The organism is Bradyrhizobium xenonodulans, from assembly GCF_027594865.1.
In the GTDB taxonomy this organism is placed as follows: domain Bacteria; phylum Pseudomonadota; class Alphaproteobacteria; order Rhizobiales; family Xanthobacteraceae; genus Bradyrhizobium; species Bradyrhizobium xenonodulans.
On record NZ_CP089391.1, the window covers coordinates 160780 to 181049 of the forward strand.

Consider the following 20270-nt stretch of genomic DNA (forward strand, 5'->3'; position numbering starts at 1 on the left):
TTTCCGTTTGGTTCTTCAGATGTCAGCGAGGCCGAGCACGTCGGCCATGGAGTAATGCCCCGGCTTCTTGCCATGCGCCCACAGCGCCGCCTTCAACGCGCCGTGCGCGAACAGCAAGCGGTCTTCGGCGTGATGCGACAGCGTCAGGCGCTCGAACGGGCCGAGGAAGCTGACGCTGTGGTCGCCGGCGGCGGTGCCGCCGCGCAAAGAGGCGAAGCCGATGTCGCCGGGCTTGCGCGCCCCAGTGATGCCGTCGCGGCCACGGTCCGCATGCTCTTCGAGCGGGACGCCACGGCCGCTTGCTGCCGCCTGGCCCAGCATCAGCGCGGTGCCGGAGGGCGCGTCGATCTTCATGCGATGATGGGTCTCGACGATCTCGATATCGAAGTTTTCATCGAGCGCCTTGGCGACGCGCTTGACCACGGCGGCGAGCAGGTTGACGCCGAGGCTCATATTGCCGGATTGCACCACGACGGCGCGGTTGGTAACGCTCTTGATCACGGCATTGTCGGAAGCAGACAGCCCGGTCGTGCCGACGACATGAACGAGGCCGCGCTCGGCCGCGATCGCGACGTTGGCGATGGTCGCCGCCGGCACGGTGAAATCGAGAATGCCGTCGGCGTCCTTCGACATTGCCCAGAGATCGCCCGAGAGCTTGATGCCGTTGGCCGGCAGGCCCGCGAGCACGCCGGCGTCCTTGCCGAGCAGCTCCGAGCCCGGCGCCTCCAGCGCGCCGACCAGCACCGCGCCTTTGCTCTCGGCAATCGCCCGCGTCAATGCCCGGCCCATCCGGCCGCCGGCTCCCGCAACAATCAAGCGCATGTCGGACATGGTGTGATCCTCTCACGGCCGTTGTAGCGGGGGGATGCAGTTCCGGCAACCGAAGGGGATCGGGGCAGTCGCAGTCTCTCTTACCCTCCCCTGGAGGGGGAGGGTCGGCTCACATGGAGCGCAGCGAAATGTGAGACGGGGTGGGGTGACGGTCTCTCCGCAACGCGCAGTGCCCGAGTGGAGAGATCACCCCACCCCGCTCGCGCTGCGCGCGATCGACCCTCCCCCTCAAGGGGAGGGTAAGAAAAGACACGCCTCAGCCGTCCTGCGGCTGCGGGCCGTCATAGCCCTCGATGATGATGAGGTCTGCGATAGAGTGCGGCTGGCGCACCTTGATATTGGCCTGGTATTCCGGCGAGTTGTAGCAGGCGATCGCGGTCTCGTAGTCCGGGAATTCGATCACGACGTTGCGGGTGCGGCTGGCGCCTTCGACGGTGGTGAACTTGCCGGCGCGGACGACGAAGCGGCCGCCCCATTTCTTGAAGATCGGACCGTTGGCGACGGCATAGGGCTTGTAGCCCTCGTCATTGCTCACATCGACGCGTCCGATCCAGTAGCCTTTTGCCATTGTTCTTCTCCCTTGTTGTTGGTTAACCGAGCGCCTGCGCGATCTCGGCCTGGATGGCATCTGCGACTGCCTTCGGGTCAGTGGCTTCCACCACCGGCCGACCGACGACGAGATAGTCGGCGCCCGCGACAATTGCGCGACCGGGCGTCATGATGCGCTTCTGGTCGCCGGTTGCCGAACCGGCCGGGCGAATACCGGGCGTGACGAGGCTCATCTGGTGGCCGACGATCTTGCGCAAGGCGCCAACCTCCTCGGGCGAGGACACCAGCCCGTCGACGCCGAGCACCTGCGCCTGCTGCGCGCGCGCTTCGACCAGCTCGGAGACGCTGAGCCGATAGCCGGCCGCATGCAGATCGTCGTCGTTGTAGGAGGTCAGCACCGTGACCGCGAGAATCTTCAGGCTCGCGCTGCCGCGGCCTTCGACGGCGCCCTTCATGGTCTGCGGATAGGCGTGCACGGTGACGAAGGTCGCACCCAGCTTCGCGACACTCTCGGTGCCCCGCGCGACCGTGTTGCCGATGTCGTGCATCTTGAGATCGGCGAACACCTTCTTGCCCTTGTCGGCGAGCTTGCCGATCAATGGCAGGCCGCCGGCATAAGCGAGCTGATAGCCGATCTTGTAGAAGGTGACGCTGTCGCCGAGCCTTGCGATCATCGCCTCCGCGGCATCGACACTGGGCAGATCGAGCGCAACGATCAGGCGGTCTTTCGGGGCGATCTCGGCTGGAATCATGTCACCTCACATCATGCGTTGGGAAATGTCGATCAGCTGCGCGACCAGCTCCTTCGACGCGGCGATATCGCCCTCGTTCTTCAGCCGGTCCATATCGTCATAGGCCTCTCCGGCGAAGGCGAGCGTGAGCTGGCTGGCAATCACATTGGCGTGGCAGGAAGTCAGGATCAGCCGCAACGCCTGGAGCGCGCGGGCGGCTCCGAGCCGGCTCTGCGAGGCGCCGGCCAGCGCGAACGGGCGGTTGCGGAACACGTCGCCGCGCGCCTCGTGTAAATCGTGCACGCGGCTGACCCAGTCGATCGCGTTCTTCAGCAGCGGCGGCACCGAGGCGTTGTATTCGGGCGAGACGAACAGCACGCCATGATGCGCGCCGATCATGCGCTTGAGATTGATGGCGTGCTTGGGCACACCGGATTTCGCCTGGAGATCGCCGTCATAGATCGGCAGCGGAAAATCGGCGAGCGAGATGCGGGTGACGTCCACGCCGGCCTGCGCGAACTCATAGGCGAGGAGCGCCGCCAGCTTCGCATTGTGCGAGCCGGTGCGCAGCGAGCCGGGAATGACCAGGATTTTGGGTGCGGGCATCCAATCCCATGCGTTCGGCGAAACGAGCCCGCCGCGCAAAGAATGATGCCGGCGGAATTAGTCCTTGCGATACACCCAGACGCGGGCCGGCGGAAGGTTCATCCAGATCCGTTCCGAGGCCTCTGTGGACACGCCGGGCAGCGATTTCGGGATCGGCGGCACCACCGCATAGGTGAATTGGACGAAGGGTGCGCCGGGCGCGAGCGCCGTGAAGGCGTCGCGGATCAGCCGCAGCCGCGTCAGCATCGGTTTTGTCACGAGCGGCAGGCCCGAGACGACCGCGGAAGCCGGCGCGCTCAGGACATTCCAGAGCGTGTCGCGCAGGCGATAGGCATCGCCCTGCACCACCTTGGCCTGCGGATAGCGGTCGCGCAGCAGGGCGCAGAAGCCGGGATTGTATTCGACGAGGACAAGGCGCTTCTGGTCGACGCCGCGCTCGACCAGGGCCGAGGTGATGGCGCCGGTGCCGGGCCCGAGCTCGACCACCGGTGCGTCCGAGTTGGTATCGACATAGTGCGCCATGGTCCGGGCCAGAAGCTTGCCCGACGGCATCACTGCGCCCATATGCAGCGGCTTTTCGATCCACGACCTGAGAAAACGCACCTCGTCATCAAGACGAGGCTTCTTCAACGCACGCGCGGACGATGGCAATGGCATGTCAGGACCGGACGGGACCGCAGGAACGCGGCGTGTCAGAAAATGGTCATAAACAGGTATAGGCCGGAAGCGGTACGGTCAAGACGAGTCAGCTCGCCCGATTACTGAACAGATCCTTGACCTTGGCGAAGAAGCCCACGGATTCCGGCTGGGTATTGCCCGAAGAGAGCTTTTCGAACTCGGCCAGCAATTCCTGCTGCCTCTTGGTGAGATTCTGCGGGGTCTCGACCGCAACCTGGACGTACAGGTCGCCCATCTGGCGCGAGCGCAGCACCGGCATGCCTTTTGATGCAATGCGAAATCGGCGGCTCGACTGGGTTCCGGCCGGCACCTTCACCTTGGTCTTTCCGCCCTCAATGGTCGGCACCTCGAATTCACCGCCGAGGGCCGCCGTCACCATCGAGATCGGCACCCGGCAATGCAGATCGGCGCCATCGCGCTGGAAGAGCTGATGCTGGGCCAGCGACAGGAAGATGTAGAGGTCGCCGGGGGGGCCGCCACGGACCCCGGCCTCGCCCTCGCCGGCAAGCCTGATCCTCGTACCGTCCTCGACGCCCGGAGGAATGTTGACCGACAGCGTCCGCTCGCGGGTGACCCGGCCCTGGCCCGAGCAGGAGGGGCAGGCATCCTCGATCATCTGGCCGCGGCCCTGGCAGCCCGGGCAGGTCCGCTCCAGCGTGAAGAAGCCCTGCGACTGCCGCACGCGACCGGCGCCGCCGCAGGTCGAGCAGGTCTTCGGCTTGGTGCCAGCCTTGGCACCGATGCCCGAGCAGGCCTCGCAGGTGACGGAGACAGGAATCTCGATCTGCGCGGTCTTGCCGCCGAAGGCGTCCTCGAGCGTGATTTCCATGTTGTAGCGCAGGTCGGCGCCGCGCTCGCGGCCGCCGCGACCGCGCTGCCCGGCCATGCCGAACAGGTCTTCGAAAATGTCGGAGAAGGAAGAGGCGAAACCCGCGCCGAAACCGGCACCGCCGCCGGGGCCGCCCTGCTCGAAAGCCGCATGGCCAAATCGGTCATAGGCCGCGCGCTTGTCCTTGTCCTTGAGGACTTCGTAGGCCTCGTTGATTTCCTTGAACTTGACTTCGCTGGTGTCGTCCCCGGGATTGCGATCGGGGTGAAACTTCATCGCCAGCTTGCGGAACGACGATTTCAGCTTGCCCTCGTCGGCATCGCGTTCGACTTCGAGAGTCTCGTAATAGCAGCGCTTGGTGGACGTGGACATGATGAGCTCGGTCTATCCAATCGCGATTCAAGTCGGAGCGAAACGAAGCCGCCACGCGACGACAGAGGCCGCCTTGATATAGGCACCCTTGCGCCTCGCGGCAGAGGGCAGCGTCGCGGCGTTCAGCATAACCATGGGAAATTGATCGATCGTAACGGGCGTCTTGCCCGCCCGCCCCGACACGACGGCCTCCCCCGCGAAGGAGGAGGCCGGTAGCGCGTGTGGGGTCCAAGCCGTCCGCATCATCACCCTCTTGGGGATCAGGCGGACTTCTTGTTGTTCTTGTCGTCGTCGACCTCGGTGAATTCCGCGTCGACGACGTCGTCCTTGGCCGCGTCCTTCTTGGCGTCGGCCTCGGCCTGCTGCTTGTACATGGCCTCGCCGAGCTTCATCGAAGCCTGGGCCAGCGTCTGGGTCTTGGCCTTGATCGCCTCGGCATCGTCGCCCTTCAGCGCTTCCTTGAGGTCGCTGACGGCATCCTCGATGGCGCGGCGCTCGGGCTCGGCGACCTTCGAACCGTGCTCGGCCAGGGCCTTCTCGGTCGAATGCACCAGGCCATCCGCCTCGTTCTTGGCGGTCACGGCCTCGCGGCGCTTCTTGTCCGCCTCGGCATTGGCCTCGGCGTCCTTGACCATCTTCTCGATGTCGGCTTCCGACAGACCGCCGGAGGCCTGGATGCGGATCTGCTGCTCCTTGGCCGTGGCCTTGTCCTTGGCCGACACGTTGACGATGCCGTTGGCGTCGATGTCGAAGGTCACCTCGATCTGCGGCATGCCGCGCGGGGCCGGCGGAATGCCCATCAGGTCGAACTGACCGAGCATCTTGTTGTCGGCCGCCATTTCACGCTCGCCCTGGAAGACGCGGATGGTGACCGCGTTCTGGTTGTCCTCGGCGGTCGAGAACACCTGGCTCTTCTTGGTCGGGATCGTGGTATTGCGGTCGATGATGCGGGTGAACACGCCGCCCAGCGTCTCGATGCCCAGCGAGAGCGGGGTCACGTCGAGCAGCAGCACGTCCTTGACGTCGCCTTGCAGCACGCCGGCCTGGATCGCGGCGCCGATGGCGACGACTTCGTCCGGGTTGACGCCCTTGTGCGGCTCCTTGCCGAACAGCTGCTTCACGACTTCCTGGACCTTCGGCATGCGCGACATGCCGCCGACCAGCACCACTTCGCCGATCTCACCGGCGGTGACGCCGGCATCCTTCAGCGCCTTGCGGCAGGGCTCGACGGTCTTCTGGACGAGGTCGTCGACCAGCGCCTCGAACTTGGCGCGGGTGAGCTTCATCGTCAGATGCTTCGGGCCGGTCTGGTCCGCGGTGATGAAGGGCAGGTTGATCTCGGTCTGCGTCGTCGACGACAGCTCGATCTTGGCCTTTTCAGCGGCTTCCTTCAGGCGCTGCAACGCGAGCTTGTCGTTGCGCAGGTTGATGCCCTGCTCCTTCTGGAACTCATCGGCGAGATAGCCGACGAGGCGCATGTCGAAATCTTCGCCGCCGAGGAAGGTGTCGCCGTTGGTCGACTTCACCTCGAACACGCCGTCGCCGATTTCGAGAATCGAGATATCGAACGTGCCGCCGCCGAGATCGTACACGGCGATCGTGCCGGTCTTGGTCTTGTCCAGACCATAGGCTAGCGCAGCCGCGGTCGGCTCGTTGATGATGCGCAGCACTTCAAGGCCCGCGATCTTGCCGGCGTCCTTGGTGGCCTGGCGCTGGGCGTCGTTGAAGTAGGCGGGAACGGTGATGACGGCCTGGTCGACCTTCTGGCCGAGATGGGCTTCCGCGGTCTCCTTCATCTTTTGCAAGATGAACGCAGACACCTGCGAGGGCGAGTAGGTCTGGCCGTCGGCCTCGACCCAGGCATCGCCGTTGGAAGCCTTCACGATCTTGTACGGAACGAGCTTCTTGTCCTTCTCGACCATCGGGTCGTCGTAGCGGCGGCCGATGAGGCGCTTCACTGCGAAGAACGTGCGCTCGGGATTGGTAACGGCCTGGCGCTTGGCAGGCTGGCCGACGAGGCGCTCACCGTCGTCCGTCACGGCGACGATCGAAGGCGTCGTGCGCATGCCTTCGGAATTCTCGATGACTTTGGCGTTCTTGCCATCCATCACGGCAACGCACGAATTCGTGGTGCCGAGGTCGATCCCAATGACCTTTCCCATGGTCCTGATATCCTTGTTTTTGCGGCAGGTTGGTTGGGCCCAAGAGGCACCCGATCCAAACCCCCTAAGATCAAACATCCGCGATATTGCGATGATTGGGGGTCATATAGGAGGGGGGGAGGGGCCTGCAAGGACCGAACGCAAGTTTCGGCCGTGAAAACATTGGGTTTTGGAAGATCATATCCGGGCTTCACCGCCCTTGCGGGTGATGAATTGTTAACAGGTTCGGAGATCGGCCGGCCCCCGCCACCGCGATTGGCCCTGCCCTGTTACCGGCGGGCCAAACCCGCTAAAAGGCGCCGGCCGCAGCGCGCCATCGAGGCTGCCTCGCGCGACAAAGCGGCCCAATGGCCGACCATCGAACGGCCTCAATGTGAACCAATCAGAGTGCCCATGAAGCTGATCCGCCCCCTCGCCGCGCTCGCCCTCCTCGCCGCAACAGCGTTTCCGGCCCTCGCCGCCGACGCCGTTTTCCCGCCCGGCCTGCGGCTCGGCATGGCGCCGCTGGTCGGGCTCACCACGGCCAAAACCTTTCCGGGTTTCGAGAGCGAGGACGGCAGCGTCAAGGTGCTGATCACCGAACTGCCGCCGGCCGCCTATGGCGAGGTCGTGGGCGCCTTCAATGCCAATCCCGCGGGCACCGCCGGCATCAAGCAGGACAAGATCGAGACCCCCGCGGGTCTTGCCTATTTCACCACCGAAAGCGGCAAGGCCGGCGATACCCCGGTGAAGCGCTATTCGATGATCGTGCCGGGCGCCGGCTTCTCCGGCTATGTCGCGGTGCAGATCCCGGAGAATGCGACCAAGATCTACACCGATGAAGCCGTGCGGCAGATGTTTGCCAGCGTCACCACCCGCAAGCAGGTCTCGGCCGAAGAGCAGATCGCGCTGATGCCGTTCAAGATCACCGATCTCGCCGACTTCAAGGACATCCGCACGCTGGCGCCGGGCTCGAGCATCATCCTGGCCGACGGCAACGAGAGCTCAGGCTATGAATCGAAGCCGTTCATGATCCTCGGCCTGATCGGCGCCACCCCGCAAGCCGCCGCCGACCGCGCCCGCTTCGCCCAGGAGGCCGCGCTCCAGATCCCCGGCGTGCGCGAATCTCGCGTCACCATGTCGGAGCCGATCCGCATCAACGGCCAGCAGGGCTTCGAGACCCGGATCGACGGCGTCAGCGGCAAGGAAAAAACCCCGGTGACGGTGGTGCAATGGATCCGCTTCTCCAGCGGCGCCTCGCTGCGCATCATCGCCAGCGCCCCGCGCGACCAGTGGCCCGCCGCCTTCACCCGCTTCCGCGCCGTGCGCGACGGAATTCAGCCGAAGGGCTGAGCCCGAGCGCTGGACAGAGCCGGCTGCATTTTCGGGCTTCTGTTCGCGCACAAGCAGAATTAGGCTTCGTCTCCGTTGGGTTCATCCTGGAGGGAGGCGAACGATGCTGGATCGGCGACAAATCTTGACCGCGCTTGGGACGAGCGCTCTCGTAGCCCTCGGGCCAACCGCACTTCTGGCGGCAGCACCGATCAAGCCGGACGATGCATCCGCGCTGCTCGTGATCGACGTGCAGAACTGCTTCCTGCCGGGCGGCAGCCTCGCGGTGAAGGAAGGCGAGCAGGTCGTGCCCGTGATCAACAAGATCTCGAAAGCGTTTGCGAACGTGGTGATGACGCAGGACTGGCACACGCAAGGCCATATCTCGTTCGCCTCCGTGCACGCCGGCAAGAAGCCGTTCGAGACGGTCGATCTTCCCTACGGCAAGCAGGTGCTGTGGCCCGACCATTGCGTGCAGGGCACCGATGGCGCCGCGCTGTCGAAGGACCTTGCGATCCCGCATGCCGAGCTCATCATCCGCAAGGGCTTTCACAAGGACGTCGACAGCTACTCGGCCTTCCTCGAGGCCGACGGCAAGACCTCGACGGGCCTTGCCGGCTACCTCAAGGGCCGCAAGATCAAGCGCGTCTTCGTCGTGGGATTGGCGACGGATTTCTGCGTCGCCTGGACCGCACTCGACGCGCGCAAGGCGGGCTTCGACGTCTATGTCGTGGAGGACGCCTGCCGCGGCATCGACACGCAGGGTTCACTCGCGAAAGCCTGGGCCGATATGGCCAAGGCCGGCGTGAAGCGGATTCAGTCCGCGGATATCGCGGTGAGCGCGTAAGGCAACTGCCAAACCCTCATGGTGAGGAGACGCGCGCGAGCGCGCTCCTCACAGGATGAGGGCCGCTCAGTTCGACTCGTTGCTGTTGGCGGCGGCAGCCGGTTTCGCGCCGCCCTTGGCGACACCGACCAGAGCCGGGCGGAGCACGCGCTCGCCGATGGTGTAGCCGGCCTGCATGACCTGCACGACGGTGCCCGCGGGCACCGACGCATCCGGCACCTCATACATCGCCTGCTGGAAGTTCGGGTCGAACTTCTGGCCCTGCGGATCGAATTTCTTCACGCCGTGCTTTTCCAGCGCGTTGAGCAGCGAACGCTCGGTGAGCTCGACGCCCTCGATCAGCGAGGTCAGGCCGGGATCGGCCGCGGCCCGCGCCTCGGCCGGAACGGCATCGAGCGCGCGCTGGAGATTGTCGGCGATGTCGAGCACGTCGCGGGCAAAGCCGGTGATGCCGTAGAGCTTGGAGTCGGCGACTTCCTTGCTGGTGCGCTTGCGCAGGTTCTCCATCTCGGCCAGCGTCCGCAGCATGCGGTCGCGCGCCTCGGCGACTTCCTTCTGCAACGTTTCGACCGAGCCCGGCTCCGGATCGTCGGGCATGATGTAGGGTTTCGACACCACGGGCTCGCCGGTCGGCGCGGTCGTGTCTTCGGGCTGCCGGTCTTGATCGGTCATCGACTCTCTTCTCGAACTCGTCTCAAGGGATTGTTGGCCCGGATATCGTGCCTAAGCTTACGAAAATCAAGCGCCCGTGATCGGAGGAAACGCCGGTCAGCCCCCCAAAAGGCGGCTGACGATGCGGGCGGCGTAGTCCACGGTCGGGATCACGCGGGCATAATTCAGCCGTGTCGGCCCGATCACACCCAAAACACCGACGATATGGCCGGCGGCATCCCGATACGGCGAGATGATGGTGGAGGAGCCTGACAAGGAAAACAGCTTGTTCTCCGAACCGATGAAAATGCGCACGCCTTCCGCGGTTTCGGCCCTGCCGAGCAGGTCGATCACGCCGCGCTTGGTCTCGAGGTCGTCGAACAGAAGGCGCACGCGCTCCAGATCCTCCAGCGCATGCAGATCCTCGAGCAGATTGGCGTGGCCGCGGACGATGAGCTGGCGGTCCTCGTTCTCGCCGCCGGACCAGCTCGCAATCCCGGCCGAGATCACCTTTTGCGTCAGTTGGTCGAGCTCGGCACGAGCCTCCCCGAGCGCGGTCTCGAGCTCGAGCCGCGCCTCGGCCAGTGTGCGGCCGCGGATGCGCGCATTGAGGAAATTGCCGGCCTCGGTGATCGCCGAGGAGGGAACTCCCGGCGGCAGCGACAGCACGCGGTTTTCGACCTGGCCATCCTCGCCAACCAGGATCACCAGCGCCTTCTCCGGTTCCAGCCGGACGAATTCGATGTGCTTCAGCCGCGCATTGGATTTCGGCGTCAGCACCACGGCCGCGGCGCGCGTGAGGCCGGACAGCCGCGTCAGCGCCTGGTCCAGCGCCGCCTCGACCGATTGCGCGTGCCCGACGGTGGCAAGCTGGCTCTGGATCGACTGCCGCTCGGGCTCGGTGAGATCGCCAACCTGCATCAAGGCATCGACGAAGAAGCGCAGGCCGAGTTCCGTCGGCAGCCGGCCGGCGGAGGTGTGCGGGGCGTAGATCAGCCCCAGCTGTTCCAGATCGGCCATCACATTGCGGACGGAGGCCGGCGACAGCGGCATGGCGATCAGCCGCGAGATATTGCGCGAGCCCACCGGCTCGCCGGTCGCGAGATAGCTTTCGACAATTTGACGAAAGATGTCGCGAGAACGCTCGTTGAGCTGGGCGAGGCCTGCGCGCGGCGCGATCAGATGGATCGGATCGTGATGGGCCACAGACGATAACTCCTCTCAGATGCTCATAATTTGTCCATCCCCGAGGCTTCTGACAAGCGTGGCGTTTGCGGGGTGGAAAACCGGGGGTGAAAAAGCCTTGTCCTCCCCACTCACCCCCCCTACAAGCACCGCGAACAGCCCTTTTCCGAGAGTTTTGGAGGATTCCCCATGCGGCCAAGCCGCCGTGCGCCCGACGAATTGCGCCCCGTGACGCTGGAGCGCGGCGTGGTCAAATATGCGGAAGGCTCCTGCCTGGTGAAATTCGGCGACACTCATGTGCTGGTGACAGCCACGCTGGAGGACCGCCTGCCGCCGTGGCTGAAGGGCCAGGGCCGCGGCTGGGTCACCGCCGAATATGGCATGCTGCCGCGCGCGACCTCCGAACGCACCCGCCGCGAAGCCTCTGCGGGCAAGCAGAGCGGCCGCACCGTCGAGATCCAGCGCCTGATCGGCCGCTCGCTTCGCACCATCGTCGACCTCGAAGCCCTCGGCGAGCGCCAGATCACGGTCGATTGCGACGTGCTCCAGGCCGACGGCGGCACGCGCACGGCCTCGATCACCGGCGCCTGGGTCGCGCTCGCCGATTGCATCGGCTGGATGAAGGCGCGCAACATGGTCAAGGCCAACGTGATGCGCGACAACGTCGCCGCAATCTCCTGCGGCATCTACAACGGTACCCCCGTGCTCGACCTCGACTATGCCGAGGATTCGGAAGCCCAGACCGACGCCAATTTCGTCATGACCGGCGATGGCCGCATCATCGAGGTGCAGGGCACCGCGGAACGCGAGCCGTTCACGCAGGACGAGTTCCTTGCGCTGATGGCGCTGGCACAGAAGGGCATCGCGCGTCTGGTGGACTTGCAGAAACTGGCTGTCGCGTAGTCAATAGGCCCATGCACCGCCGAATCACCGGAAAGCTCGTCATCGCGACCCACAATCCCGGCAAGCTCGCCGAGATAAAGGAGCTGCTCGCGCCTTACGGCGTCGAGGCGGTGTCGGCCGGTGAGCTCGGCCTCGCCGAGCCGGAAGAGACCGGCAACGATTTTCGTAGCAACGCCGCGATCAAGGCGATCGCGGCCGCGCAGGCGACCAAGCTGCCCGCGTTCGCCGATGATTCCGGCATCGTGGTCGATGCGCTCGACGGCGCGCCCGGGATCTACAGTGCGCGCTGGGCCGGACCGAAGAAGGATTTTGCTGCGGCGATGGCGCAGATCGAGCGCCTGTTGCAGGAGCGCGGCGCGACCACGCCCGACAAGCGCAAAGCACATTTCGTCTCGGCGCTCTGCGTCGCCTGGCCCGACGATCATCTCGAAGAGGTCGAGGCACGCGTCGACGGCACACTGGTCTGGCCGCCGCGCGGGAATGCCGGCTTCGGCTACGATCCGATGTTTTTGCCTGACGGACACGGCCGCACCTTCGGCGAGATGGAAAGCATCGAGAAGCACGGGCTGCCGCCGCTCGGCCTCGGCCTGTCGCACCGCGCCCGCGCCTTCGTGAAACTGGCGGAGATCTGCCTTGAGCCGCGCTAAGGAAGCCTTCGGCGTCTACGTGCACTGGCCGTTCTGCCTGTCGAAGTGCCCCTATTGCGACTTCAACAGCCATGTCCGCCACGCCGCGATCGACGAGACACGCTTTGCCTCCGCCTTCGCGCGCGAGATTGCAACCACCGCCGAGCGTTCGCCCGGCCGCGAGGTGACCTCGATCTTCCTCGGCGGCGGCACGCCGTCCTTGATGCAGCCCGCAACGGTCGGCGCCGTGCTCGATGCGATCGGCAAGCACTGGACGGTCGCCAATGACGTCGAGGTCACGCTCGAAGCAAATCCGACCAGCGTCGAAGCCACGCGCTTCGCCGGCTATCGCGCAGCCGGCGTCAACCGTGTCTCCCTCGGCGTGCAGGCGCTCGACGATGCCTCGCTGAAGGCGCTCGGCCGCATGCATAGCGCGCGCGAGGCACTCGATGCCGTCGCGATCGCACGCCGTTCGTTCGACCGCTATTCGTTCGACCTGATCTACGCCCGCCCCGACCAGACGCCGGCGATGTGGGCCGACGAGCTTCGCCTCGCGATCGATGAGGCGGCCGAGCATCTGTCGCTTTATCAATTGACGATCGAGGAAGGCACGCCGTTCTTCGGCCTGCATCAGGCCGGCAAATTGAAGACGCCGGACGAAGCCGTCGCGCGCGCGCTCTACGACGTCACGCAGGAGACCTGTGACAAGCTCGGCCTGCCCGCCTACGAGATTTCCAACCACGCGCGGCGCGGCGCCGAGTGCCGGCACAATCTGGTCTACTGGCGCGGCGAGGAATATGCCGGCATCGGCCCCGGCGCCCATGGCCGCCTCGACATCGACGGCGTGCGCCATGCCACTGCCACAGAGAAGCGCCCCGAAGCCTGGCTGATGCGCGTCGAGACCAACGGCCACGGTGTCGTCACCGACGATCTCCTCAACAGCGAAGAACGTGCCGACGAATTTTTGCTGATGGGATTGCGTTTGGCTGAGGGTATCGACCCCGAGCGTTACAAGGCGCTGTCGGGCCGCTCGCTCGATCCCAAGCGCATCACGCTGCTGCGCGAAGAAGGCGCGATCACGGTCGATGCCACGGGCCGTCTGCGCGTGACCAGCAGCGGATTCCCGGTGCTCGATGCGGTGGTTGCGGATCTCGCGGCGTAGCGAGATCTCGTAGGGTGGGCAAAGGCGCACTTGCGCCGTGCCCACCAATTCCATGTGATAGCTGAGAGATCGTGGGCACGCTTCGCTTTGCCCACCCTACGGCAGCGTCGTCCTGAGCTACGCCCCAAAACTCTTCGGCGAGCCCGCCACCGCGACGCCGCCGCCGGTCGACACCTTCATCACTGCGAGGCCCCGCTCATTCGTGCCGTCCGCGCGGAAGCGGAACAGTCCGTCGATGCCGGCGAAGCCGGACGGATTGGTGAGCACGTCGGGCGCGAAGCGCGTGGTGCCCTGCGTGCGCGCGAGCGCGGCGACGAGGGCGACGGCGTCATAGGCGAGTGTGGCGGTGCGGATCGGCTCGGCGCCATACTTCGTGCGATAGCGGCCGGAGAAGGCGCGGAAACCGGCCGGATCGGGCGCGGCGTAGAGACCGCCTTGCAAGTTCTGGCTGGCATAGACGCGCGGGCTGTCCCACAGGCCGGTGCCGAGCAGCTGGATGTTGCGCAAATTAGCACCTGCGGCCGTCATTGCATCGGCCACCGTCACCACCGCGTCGCCGTCATCGGCGATGAACAGCGCATCCGCGCTGCCGAGCTGCTGTGCCACGGTGCGCGCCGGTGTGGCGCGATCGGCACCGTATTTCTCGAACGCGACGATGCGCCCGCCGCGGCGCGGCACCGCCGCCTTCACCGCGGCCTCGACCACATTGCCATAGGCATTGTCGGGCACGAGCACGGCGACGGAGCGCTTTCCGATGCTGGCGGAATATTCGACGATGCGGTTGACGTCGGACTCCGGCAGGAAGCTGAGCAGATACACGCCGCGACCGGCGATGCTGGAATCGGTCGAGAACGCGATCACCGAGATGCCGCGTGCGCGCGCGACCTGCGCAACAGCCGGCACGGACTGCGCGAACAGCGGCCCCAGGATGATCTCGGCGCCTTCGTCGACCGCCTGCTGGGCGCCCTGTTGCGCACCCTGCGGGCTGCCGTTGTCGTCCTTGATCAGGAGCTGGACGTTGGGATTCTGGAACTCGGCCAGCGCCATCTCGGCGGCGTTGCGCATCGACTGCGCGGCAAGCCCGGCATTGCCCGCGGCCGAAAGCGGCAGGATCACCGCGACCTTGACCCCGCCCGTGCCGGCGGTCGTCGCCTGCTGCGGCGGCCCGGCCGGCTGGGCCGGCGGCGGGGAGGAGCTGCTGAACGGGTTGGAGAACTGGCTGAGGCTCTGCTGCACGCCGGCGCAGGCCGACAGCAGCGGCGCGCCGAGCAACAGGCCGAGCGCACTCCGCCGGGTCGCCCCTGATATCGAGGGCCCCTGAACGGGAGACTCCTCCGAAGAGGACGATCTGGGATCACGCGGGCCCGGCATGGCAGCTTCTCTTCTGACTTGCCGTTGCCGGCCGGTCACAACATTCTTTCCACGACACAAGCCGCGGATTCAGGCATATTGTCGGCAAATAGTTAACCAAAACAAAAGGATAATAACCGCTTAACGCGACCGCACCTCGAGTCCTGGCCGGCTGTCCACCGTCCGTCACCCAGCATCAAGGCGGCGTTTCCGCCGCGAATATGGCGCTGATGCTTCATTCTCCAGGGAATGTGATGCCGGATGGATCACATTCCAGTCCTTCCTCACCCCTCACCTCGGCACGATCTTTTTCGGAGGACCGGTTCCCAGCCCCCGGGATCATGCCTAAGTTCGATTCATTATGCGCGCAAAGCCGGCCCCGATAAATACGCCTGAAGGCCCAGACGCCGCCCCGCGCGGTTTCTCCATCGATGCCCATCGGCTTGCCGTGCCGAAGGCGTCGCCGGGCCTCCATCTGGTCGCGACCCCGATCGGCAATCTCGGTGACATCACGCTGCGGGCGCTTCAGACGCTCGCCGGCGTCGACGTCATCGCCTGCGAGGACACCCGCATCACGCGGCGCCTGACCGAGCGCTACGCCATCACGGCGCAGCTCAAGCAGTACCACGAGCACAATGCCGAAGCCGCGCGTCCCAGAATCCTGGAGGCGCTGGCAGCGGGCGGCTCGGTCGCGCTGGTGTCGGACGCCGGCACGCCGCTGATCTCCGATCCCGGCTTCAAGCTGGTGCGCGAGGTCTGCGCGGCCGGCCACGCGGTCCATGCGTTGCCCGGCCCGTCCTCGGTGCTGGTGGCGCTGTCGGTCGCCGCGCTGCCGACCGACCGCTTCTTCTTTGAGGGCTTTTTGCCGGCGAAATCAGTCGCGCGAAAATCGCGCCTCACGGAGCTGGCGCGCATCGATGCGACGCTGGTGATGTTCGAATCCGGCAATCGCGTGCAGGACACGCTCGCCGAGCTCGCCGAGATCATGGGCACGCGCGAGGCCGCGATCTGCCGCGAGCTGACCAAGCTGCACGAGGAGATTTCGCGCGCGACGCTGAATGAGCTGGCGCGCGATGCCGACACGCTGGAGACCCGCGGCGAATTCGTGCTGGTGATCGCTCCGCCAGCGGCCGATGCCGAAATGCTGACATCGGATGCGCTGGACGAGCTCCTGCGCGAGCAACTTGCCGCGCACAGCGTCAAGGATGCCGTCGCGCATGCGGTCGCGCTCTCGGGCCGGCCGCGCCGCGAGGTCTATGCCCGCGCGCTCGAACTCGCCAAGAATTTACGGGGCGGCGATGGCCAAGAGTGAGGGCGTGGAACCGAAAGTCGCATCGCCCAAGCGCGTCGCCGCGTTCCGCACCGGCATCTCCGCCGAGAGCCGCGCCGCCGCCTATCTCATGGCCAAGGGCTACCGCATCCTCGCCAAGCGCTTCCGCACGCCGCATGGCGAGATCGACATCGTGGCGCGCCGCCGCAACCTCATTGCCTTCGTCGAGGTCAAGGCGCGCGCGACGCTGGATGACGCCGCTTTCGCCGTCACCCCGCGCCAGCAGCAACGCATCATCGACGCCGCACAAGGCTGGCTCGTAGCGCATCCCGAGCATGCCGAATTCGAATTGCGATTCGACGCCATGCTGATTGCGCCGCGCTCGCTTCCGCGCCATGTGTTGGCGGCATTCGACGCCTCGACCTGAAAGGCAGACCATGAAACTCAACGTCGCCGTCCAGATGGACCCCATCGCCCGCATCAACATCAAGGGCGATTCGACCTTTGCGCTGCTCCTGGAGGCACAGAAGCGTGGCCACGGCTTGTCCTATTACACACCGGACAAGCTCTCGATGGTCGGCGAGGAGATTGTCGCCCCCGTCCAGCTCCTGACCGTTCGCGACGAGCCAGGCAATCACTTTACGCTCGGCGAGCCCAGGCGCGAGGCGCTGAACGGCTTTGACGTCGTGCTGCTGCGCCAGGATCCGCCGTTCGACCTCGCCTACATCACCTCGACGCACCTTTTGGAGCGCATCCATCCCAAAACGCTGGTCGTCAACGATCCGGCCTCGGTGCGCAATGCGCCGGAAAAGCTGTTCGTGATGAACTTTCCGCAATTGATGCCGCCGACCCTGATCTCGCGCGACCTCGACGAGATCAACGCCTTCCGCGACAAGCACGGCGCTGTCGTGATGAAGCCGCTGCACGGCCATGGCGGCGCAGCGGTGTTCCGCGTGATGCCGCAGGACATGAATTTCGGCTCGCTGTTCGACATGTTCTCGGTGACGTTCAGGGAGCCCTGGGTAATCCAGCAGTTCATCCCCGAGGTGAAGCACGGCGACAAGCGCATCATCCTCGTCAACGGCGAGTTCGCCGGCGCGGTGAACCGTGTGCCGGCCGCCGACGACCTCCGCTCCAACATGGTGCGCGGCGGCGCGGCGCAGGAGACCGAGCTCACCCCGCGCGAGCGCGAAATCTGCGCCACCGTCGGCCCGGCGCTGCGCGAACGCGGCCTGCTGTTCGTCGGCATCGACGTCATCAACGGCAACCTCACCGAGATCAACGTGACCTCGCCAACGGGCATCCGCGCCATCGCGAAGCTGGGCGGCCCGGACGTGGCGGCGAAGGTCTGGGACGTAATCGAGCAGAAGCGGGCGAAGTAAGGGCCGGCCGTAGCCCGAGGCGCCAACCCATCACCGTCACCCCCGCGCAACGGCGAAGCCGTTGTCGCTGGAGGTGGCCGCTCCTTCAGCGGCCCTCGAAGGGCGACGGCCCGGCTGCATCCCGGCCGCAGATCCTTCGAGGCTCCCGGCGCGACGCTTTGCATCGCGCCACTCGCACCTCGGGATGACGGATCACCAGTGTCCGCGCGGCGCGCCGTGATGGCGAGCCACACACCTCACTAACCACCCATTCACCATGACGCCGCGCGCGTCATGCGAACGTATGAGCCGTCACTCGTGTTTCTACGGGGCCACTGGCCGACCGGCTAACGCGACGTTCACCATCTGCGGAAAGACCGCACCGCGGCCGGCGATCGCATTCGGCCTCGCAACACCCCTTATACTTTTACTCCCTACTCATCGACATTGGGGAACCCGCCACGTGCGGTTCGAGTGCCCCACGTAAGAGTAAAAGCGTATGAACACCGCACGCATTGTCGTTCTCGTCATCGCGCTGGGCGCCGGCGGCGTCGCTGCGTATCTGGCGAGCGGCTTCGACAACAAGCCCGCGCCCGTTCTTCCCGTCGCCGAAAAGCTGCCGACGGTCGAGGTGCTGGTCGCGAAGAACGACATCCAGCTCGGCCAGGCCGTCAAGCCCGAGGATCTGCAATGGCAGACCTGGCCGGCGGCGACCGCAAGCAACGCCTTCATCCGCCGCGACAACAGGCCCGAGGCGCAGACCCAGATCGCAGGCTCGATCGCGCGCGTGCCGCTGATGCAGGGCGAGCCGATCCGCGAGCAGAAGCTGGTCAAGGCCGAAGGCTCCGGCTTCATGGCCGCGATCCTGCCCTCCGGCATGCGGGCCGTTTCCACCGAGATTTCCGCCGAGACCGGCGCCGGCGGCTTCATCCTGCCGAACGACCGCGTCGACATCGTGCTGACGCGCCGCCTGAAGAATCCCGACGCCAACGGCCCGACCGGCGGCAACGACCTGATCCTGTCCGAGGTCATCCTGACCAATATCCGCGTGCTCGCGATCGACCAGGCGCCGAAGGAAAAGGACGGCCAGAACGCCGTCGTCGGCAAGACCGTCACGCTCGAGCTCAAGCCCGACCAGGTCGCCACGCTCTCGGCCGCGCGCCAGGGCGGCACGCTGACGCTCGCGCTCCGGAGCATCGTCGATGCCAACGCGGTCGATCTCAAGCTCGACGACCAGACAGCCAAGCGTTCCGGCGGCGTGAACGTGATCCGCTACGGCGTGCAGGCACAGCAACTGACGTCACAGAAGTGATGATGGGGATACCATGAACTTTGGGGATGATCGCACGGGCATGCGCATTCGGGGGAAGCGCGCATACTCGTTCTGGGCAGGGGTATTGATGCTTGGGCTGGTTGCAGCCCCCGATCTCGTTAGCGCCGCGGATGCGCCGGTCGGCGACCAGGCGCCGATGCAGGCATCGGATCTCGACATATCGCCGGTTTCGACCATCGCGCCGGCCCGCACCCGCTCGCTGTCGCTCGGCGTCGGCAAGTCCGTCGTCATCGACCTGCCGCGCGAGGTCAAGGATGTGCTGGTGGCCGATCCCAAGGTCGCCAACGCCGTGATCCGTTCGGCGCAGCGCGCCTATATCATTGGCGGTCAGGTCGGCCAGACCAATATCGTTTTCTTCACTGCCGACGGCCAGCAGGTCGCCTCCTACGACATCGCGGTGAAGCGCGACCTCAACGGCATGCGTACGGCGCTGCGCCAGTCGCTGCCGGGCGTGCAGATCGAAGGCATCGGCGACAGCGTGATGCTGACCGGCTCGGTGTCGAGCCCGGTCGAGGCCCAGCAGGCCGGCGACGTCGCCGCGAAACTCGTCGGCGGCTCGGACAAGGTCGTCAACAACATCGTCGTGCGCGGCCGCGATCAGGTGATGCTCAAGGTCGTCGTCGGCGAAGTCAGGCGCGACATCGTCAAGCAGCTGGGCGTCGACCTCAGCGCCAGCCTCAATGCCGGCACCGCGGTGGTGAATTTCAACAACTCCAATCCGTTCTCGGTCAGCGGCGGCCCGATCGTCGGCAGCAACGGGCTCGGCGTGGCCGGTCTCGCCAAGGGCGTCGCCACCGTCAGCGCGACGATGCGCGCGATGGAAAGCGCCGGCGTGATGCGCACTTTGGCCGAGCCGAGCCTGACCGCGATCTCCGGCGAATCCGCCACCTTCATCGCCGGCGGCGAATTCCCGATCCCCGCAGGCTATTCCTGTGACCCGGTCACTCACGTCTGTACCACCCAGGTCACCTACAAGAAGTTCGGCATCTCCCTGAACTTCACCCCGGTCGTGCTCAGCGAAGGCCGCATCAGCCTGCGCGTGATGACCGAAGTCTCGGAGCTGTCGAATACGAACGCGATCACGCTGACGCAGGCGGTGTCCTCGACCTCGAGCAACTCGATCACCATTCCCTCGGTCCAGACCCGCCGCGCCGAGACCACGCTGGAAATTCCCTCCGGCGGCTCGATGGCGATGGCCGGCCTGATCCAGCAGAAAACCAAGCAGGCGATCAACGGCCTGCCCGGCGTCGACCAGGTGCCGATCATCGGCGCGCTGTTCCGCAGCCAGGACTTCGTCAACAACGAGACCGAGCTGATGGTGATCGTGACGCCCTATGTGGTGCGCGCGGTTGCCCAGAAGGAATTGTCGCGGCCCGACGACGGCTTCGCGCCGGCCTCGGACGCGCAGTCGGCGCTGCTCGGCCGCATGAATCGCCTCTACGGCATCGCGCGCCGTGTCGACCCGATCGACGGGACGCGCGGCGATTTCGGCTTCATCATCGACTGAAACGAA

General features: G+C 65.7%; 20 protein-coding genes. 10 read left to right on the forward strand and 10 right to left on the reverse strand.

Features of this window, described 5'->3' with window-relative positions:
- Positions 1–15: 15 nt before the first annotated feature.
- The 7 genes from dapB to dnaK form a co-directional block, all read right to left on the reverse strand.
- A complete protein-coding gene (gene dapB, locus I3J27_RS00745; RefSeq protein WP_270164251.1) occupies positions 16–831 on the reverse strand; it encodes a 4-hydroxy-tetrahydrodipicolinate reductase in 816 nt (271 codons plus the stop codon).
- Positions 832–1087: 256 nt separating this feature from the next.
- Positions 1088–1399, reverse strand: a complete 312-nt coding sequence (locus I3J27_RS00750; protein ID WP_270164252.1) for a DUF1330 domain-containing protein — start codon at positions 1397–1399, stop codon at positions 1088–1090.
- A 22-nt stretch (positions 1400–1421) separates the two neighbouring features.
- Positions 1422–2132, reverse strand: coding sequence for an orotidine-5'-phosphate decarboxylase (pyrF, locus tag I3J27_RS00755; protein WP_270164253.1), 711 nt, complete (start codon positions 2130–2132; stop codon positions 1422–1424).
- A 6-nt stretch (positions 2133–2138) separates the two neighbouring features.
- Positions 2139–2717 carry an NADPH-dependent FMN reductase gene (locus tag I3J27_RS00760; protein ID WP_270164254.1) on the reverse strand — a complete coding sequence of 193 codons (579 nt, stop codon included), beginning with the start codon at positions 2715–2717 and terminating at the stop codon, positions 2139–2141.
- A gap of 57 nt (positions 2718–2774) precedes the next feature.
- Positions 2775–3374, reverse strand: a complete 600-nt coding sequence (locus tag I3J27_RS00765; protein ID WP_212328188.1) for a class I SAM-dependent methyltransferase — start codon at positions 3372–3374, stop codon at positions 2775–2777.
- A gap of 88 nt (positions 3375–3462) precedes the next feature.
- Positions 3463–4596, reverse strand: a complete 1134-nt coding sequence (gene dnaJ / locus I3J27_RS00770; RefSeq protein WP_270164255.1) for a molecular chaperone DnaJ — start codon at positions 4594–4596, stop codon at positions 3463–3465.
- 260 nt (positions 4597–4856) lie between these two features.
- The gene (dnaK, locus tag I3J27_RS00775; RefSeq protein WP_028148797.1) at positions 4857–6758 is read right to left on the reverse strand and encodes a molecular chaperone DnaK; all 1902 of its coding nucleotides are present in this window, start codon (positions 6756–6758) and stop codon (positions 4857–4859) included.
- Between the two features lie 393 nt (positions 6759–7151).
- On the opposite strand from dnaK, the gene I3J27_RS00780 reads away from it, so the two are divergent.
- Together I3J27_RS00780 and pncA are read left to right on the forward strand one after the other, a co-directional pair.
- Complete coding sequence (locus tag I3J27_RS00780) at positions 7152–8090, forward strand: hypothetical protein (protein WP_270164256.1); 939 nt, start codon at positions 7152–7154, stop codon at positions 8088–8090.
- 103 nt (positions 8091–8193) lie between these two features.
- Positions 8194–8916, forward strand: a complete 723-nt coding sequence (gene pncA / locus I3J27_RS00785) for a bifunctional nicotinamidase/pyrazinamidase (RefSeq protein WP_270164257.1) — start codon at positions 8194–8196, stop codon at positions 8914–8916.
- Positions 8917–8982: 66 nt separating this feature from the next.
- Here the strand turns inward: pncA and grpE are convergent, their stop codons facing one another.
- Both grpE and hrcA read right to left on the reverse strand, forming a co-directional pair.
- Positions 8983–9588, reverse strand: a complete 606-nt coding sequence (gene grpE, locus I3J27_RS00790; RefSeq protein ID WP_270164258.1) for a nucleotide exchange factor GrpE — start codon at positions 9586–9588, stop codon at positions 8983–8985.
- Between the two features lie 96 nt (positions 9589–9684).
- The gene (gene hrcA / locus I3J27_RS00795; RefSeq protein WP_270164259.1) at positions 9685–10773 is read right to left on the reverse strand and encodes a heat-inducible transcriptional repressor HrcA; all 1089 of its coding nucleotides are present in this window, start codon (positions 10771–10773) and stop codon (positions 9685–9687) included.
- A 168-nt stretch (positions 10774–10941) separates the two neighbouring features.
- On the opposite strand from hrcA, the gene rph reads away from it, so the two are divergent.
- From rph to hemW, 3 genes are read left to right on the forward strand one after another with little or no spacing between them, the layout of a single operon-like run.
- On the forward strand, positions 10942–11655 hold the full coding sequence (rph, locus tag I3J27_RS00800; protein ID WP_270164260.1) for a ribonuclease PH: 714 nt from the start codon (positions 10942–10944) through the stop codon (positions 11653–11655).
- Between the two features lie 11 nt (positions 11656–11666).
- Positions 11667–12302, forward strand: coding sequence for an RdgB/HAM1 family non-canonical purine NTP pyrophosphatase (gene rdgB / locus I3J27_RS00805; protein ID WP_270164261.1), 636 nt, complete (start codon positions 11667–11669; stop codon positions 12300–12302).
- On the forward strand, positions 12289–13443 hold the full coding sequence (gene hemW / locus I3J27_RS00810; protein ID WP_270164262.1) for a radical SAM family heme chaperone HemW: 1155 nt from the start codon (positions 12289–12291) through the stop codon (positions 13441–13443). The genes rdgB and hemW overlap by 14 nt, the downstream gene beginning before the upstream one ends.
- A 117-nt stretch (positions 13444–13560) precedes the next feature.
- On the opposite strand, the gene I3J27_RS00815 is transcribed toward hemW, so the two are convergent.
- Positions 13561–14814, reverse strand: coding sequence for a penicillin-binding protein activator (locus tag I3J27_RS00815; protein ID WP_270164263.1), 1254 nt, complete (start codon positions 14812–14814; stop codon positions 13561–13563).
- Between the two features lie 340 nt (positions 14815–15154).
- On the opposite strand from I3J27_RS00815, the gene rsmI reads away from it, so the two are divergent.
- The 5 genes from rsmI (at position 15155) to I3J27_RS00840 (ending at position 20264) form a co-directional block, all read left to right on the forward strand.
- The gene (rsmI, locus tag I3J27_RS00820; RefSeq protein WP_270164264.1) at positions 15155–16105 is read left to right on the forward strand and encodes a 16S rRNA (cytidine(1402)-2'-O)-methyltransferase; all 951 of its coding nucleotides are present in this window, start codon (positions 15155–15157) and stop codon (positions 16103–16105) included.
- Positions 16092–16490 carry a YraN family protein gene (locus I3J27_RS00825; RefSeq protein WP_270164265.1) on the forward strand — a complete coding sequence of 133 codons (399 nt, stop codon included), beginning with the start codon at positions 16092–16094 and terminating at the stop codon, positions 16488–16490. The genes rsmI and I3J27_RS00825 overlap by 14 nt, the downstream gene beginning before the upstream one ends.
- Before the next feature lie 10 nt (positions 16491–16500).
- Positions 16501–17445, forward strand: coding sequence for a glutathione synthase (gene gshB / locus I3J27_RS00830; RefSeq protein ID WP_270164266.1), 945 nt, complete (start codon positions 16501–16503; stop codon positions 17443–17445).
- A 478-nt stretch (positions 17446–17923) separates the two neighbouring features.
- Positions 17924–18736 (forward strand): Flp pilus assembly protein CpaB, encoded by an 813-nt coding sequence (gene cpaB, locus I3J27_RS00835; protein ID WP_270164267.1) that lies wholly within the window; start codon positions 17924–17926, stop codon positions 18734–18736.
- 13 nt (positions 18737–18749) lie between these two features.
- Positions 18750–20264: a type II and III secretion system protein family protein gene (locus I3J27_RS00840; protein ID WP_270164268.1), complete on the forward strand. Its 1515-nt coding sequence runs from the start codon at positions 18750–18752 to the stop codon at positions 20262–20264.
- The last annotated feature ends 6 nt before the right edge of the window (positions 20265–20270 follow it).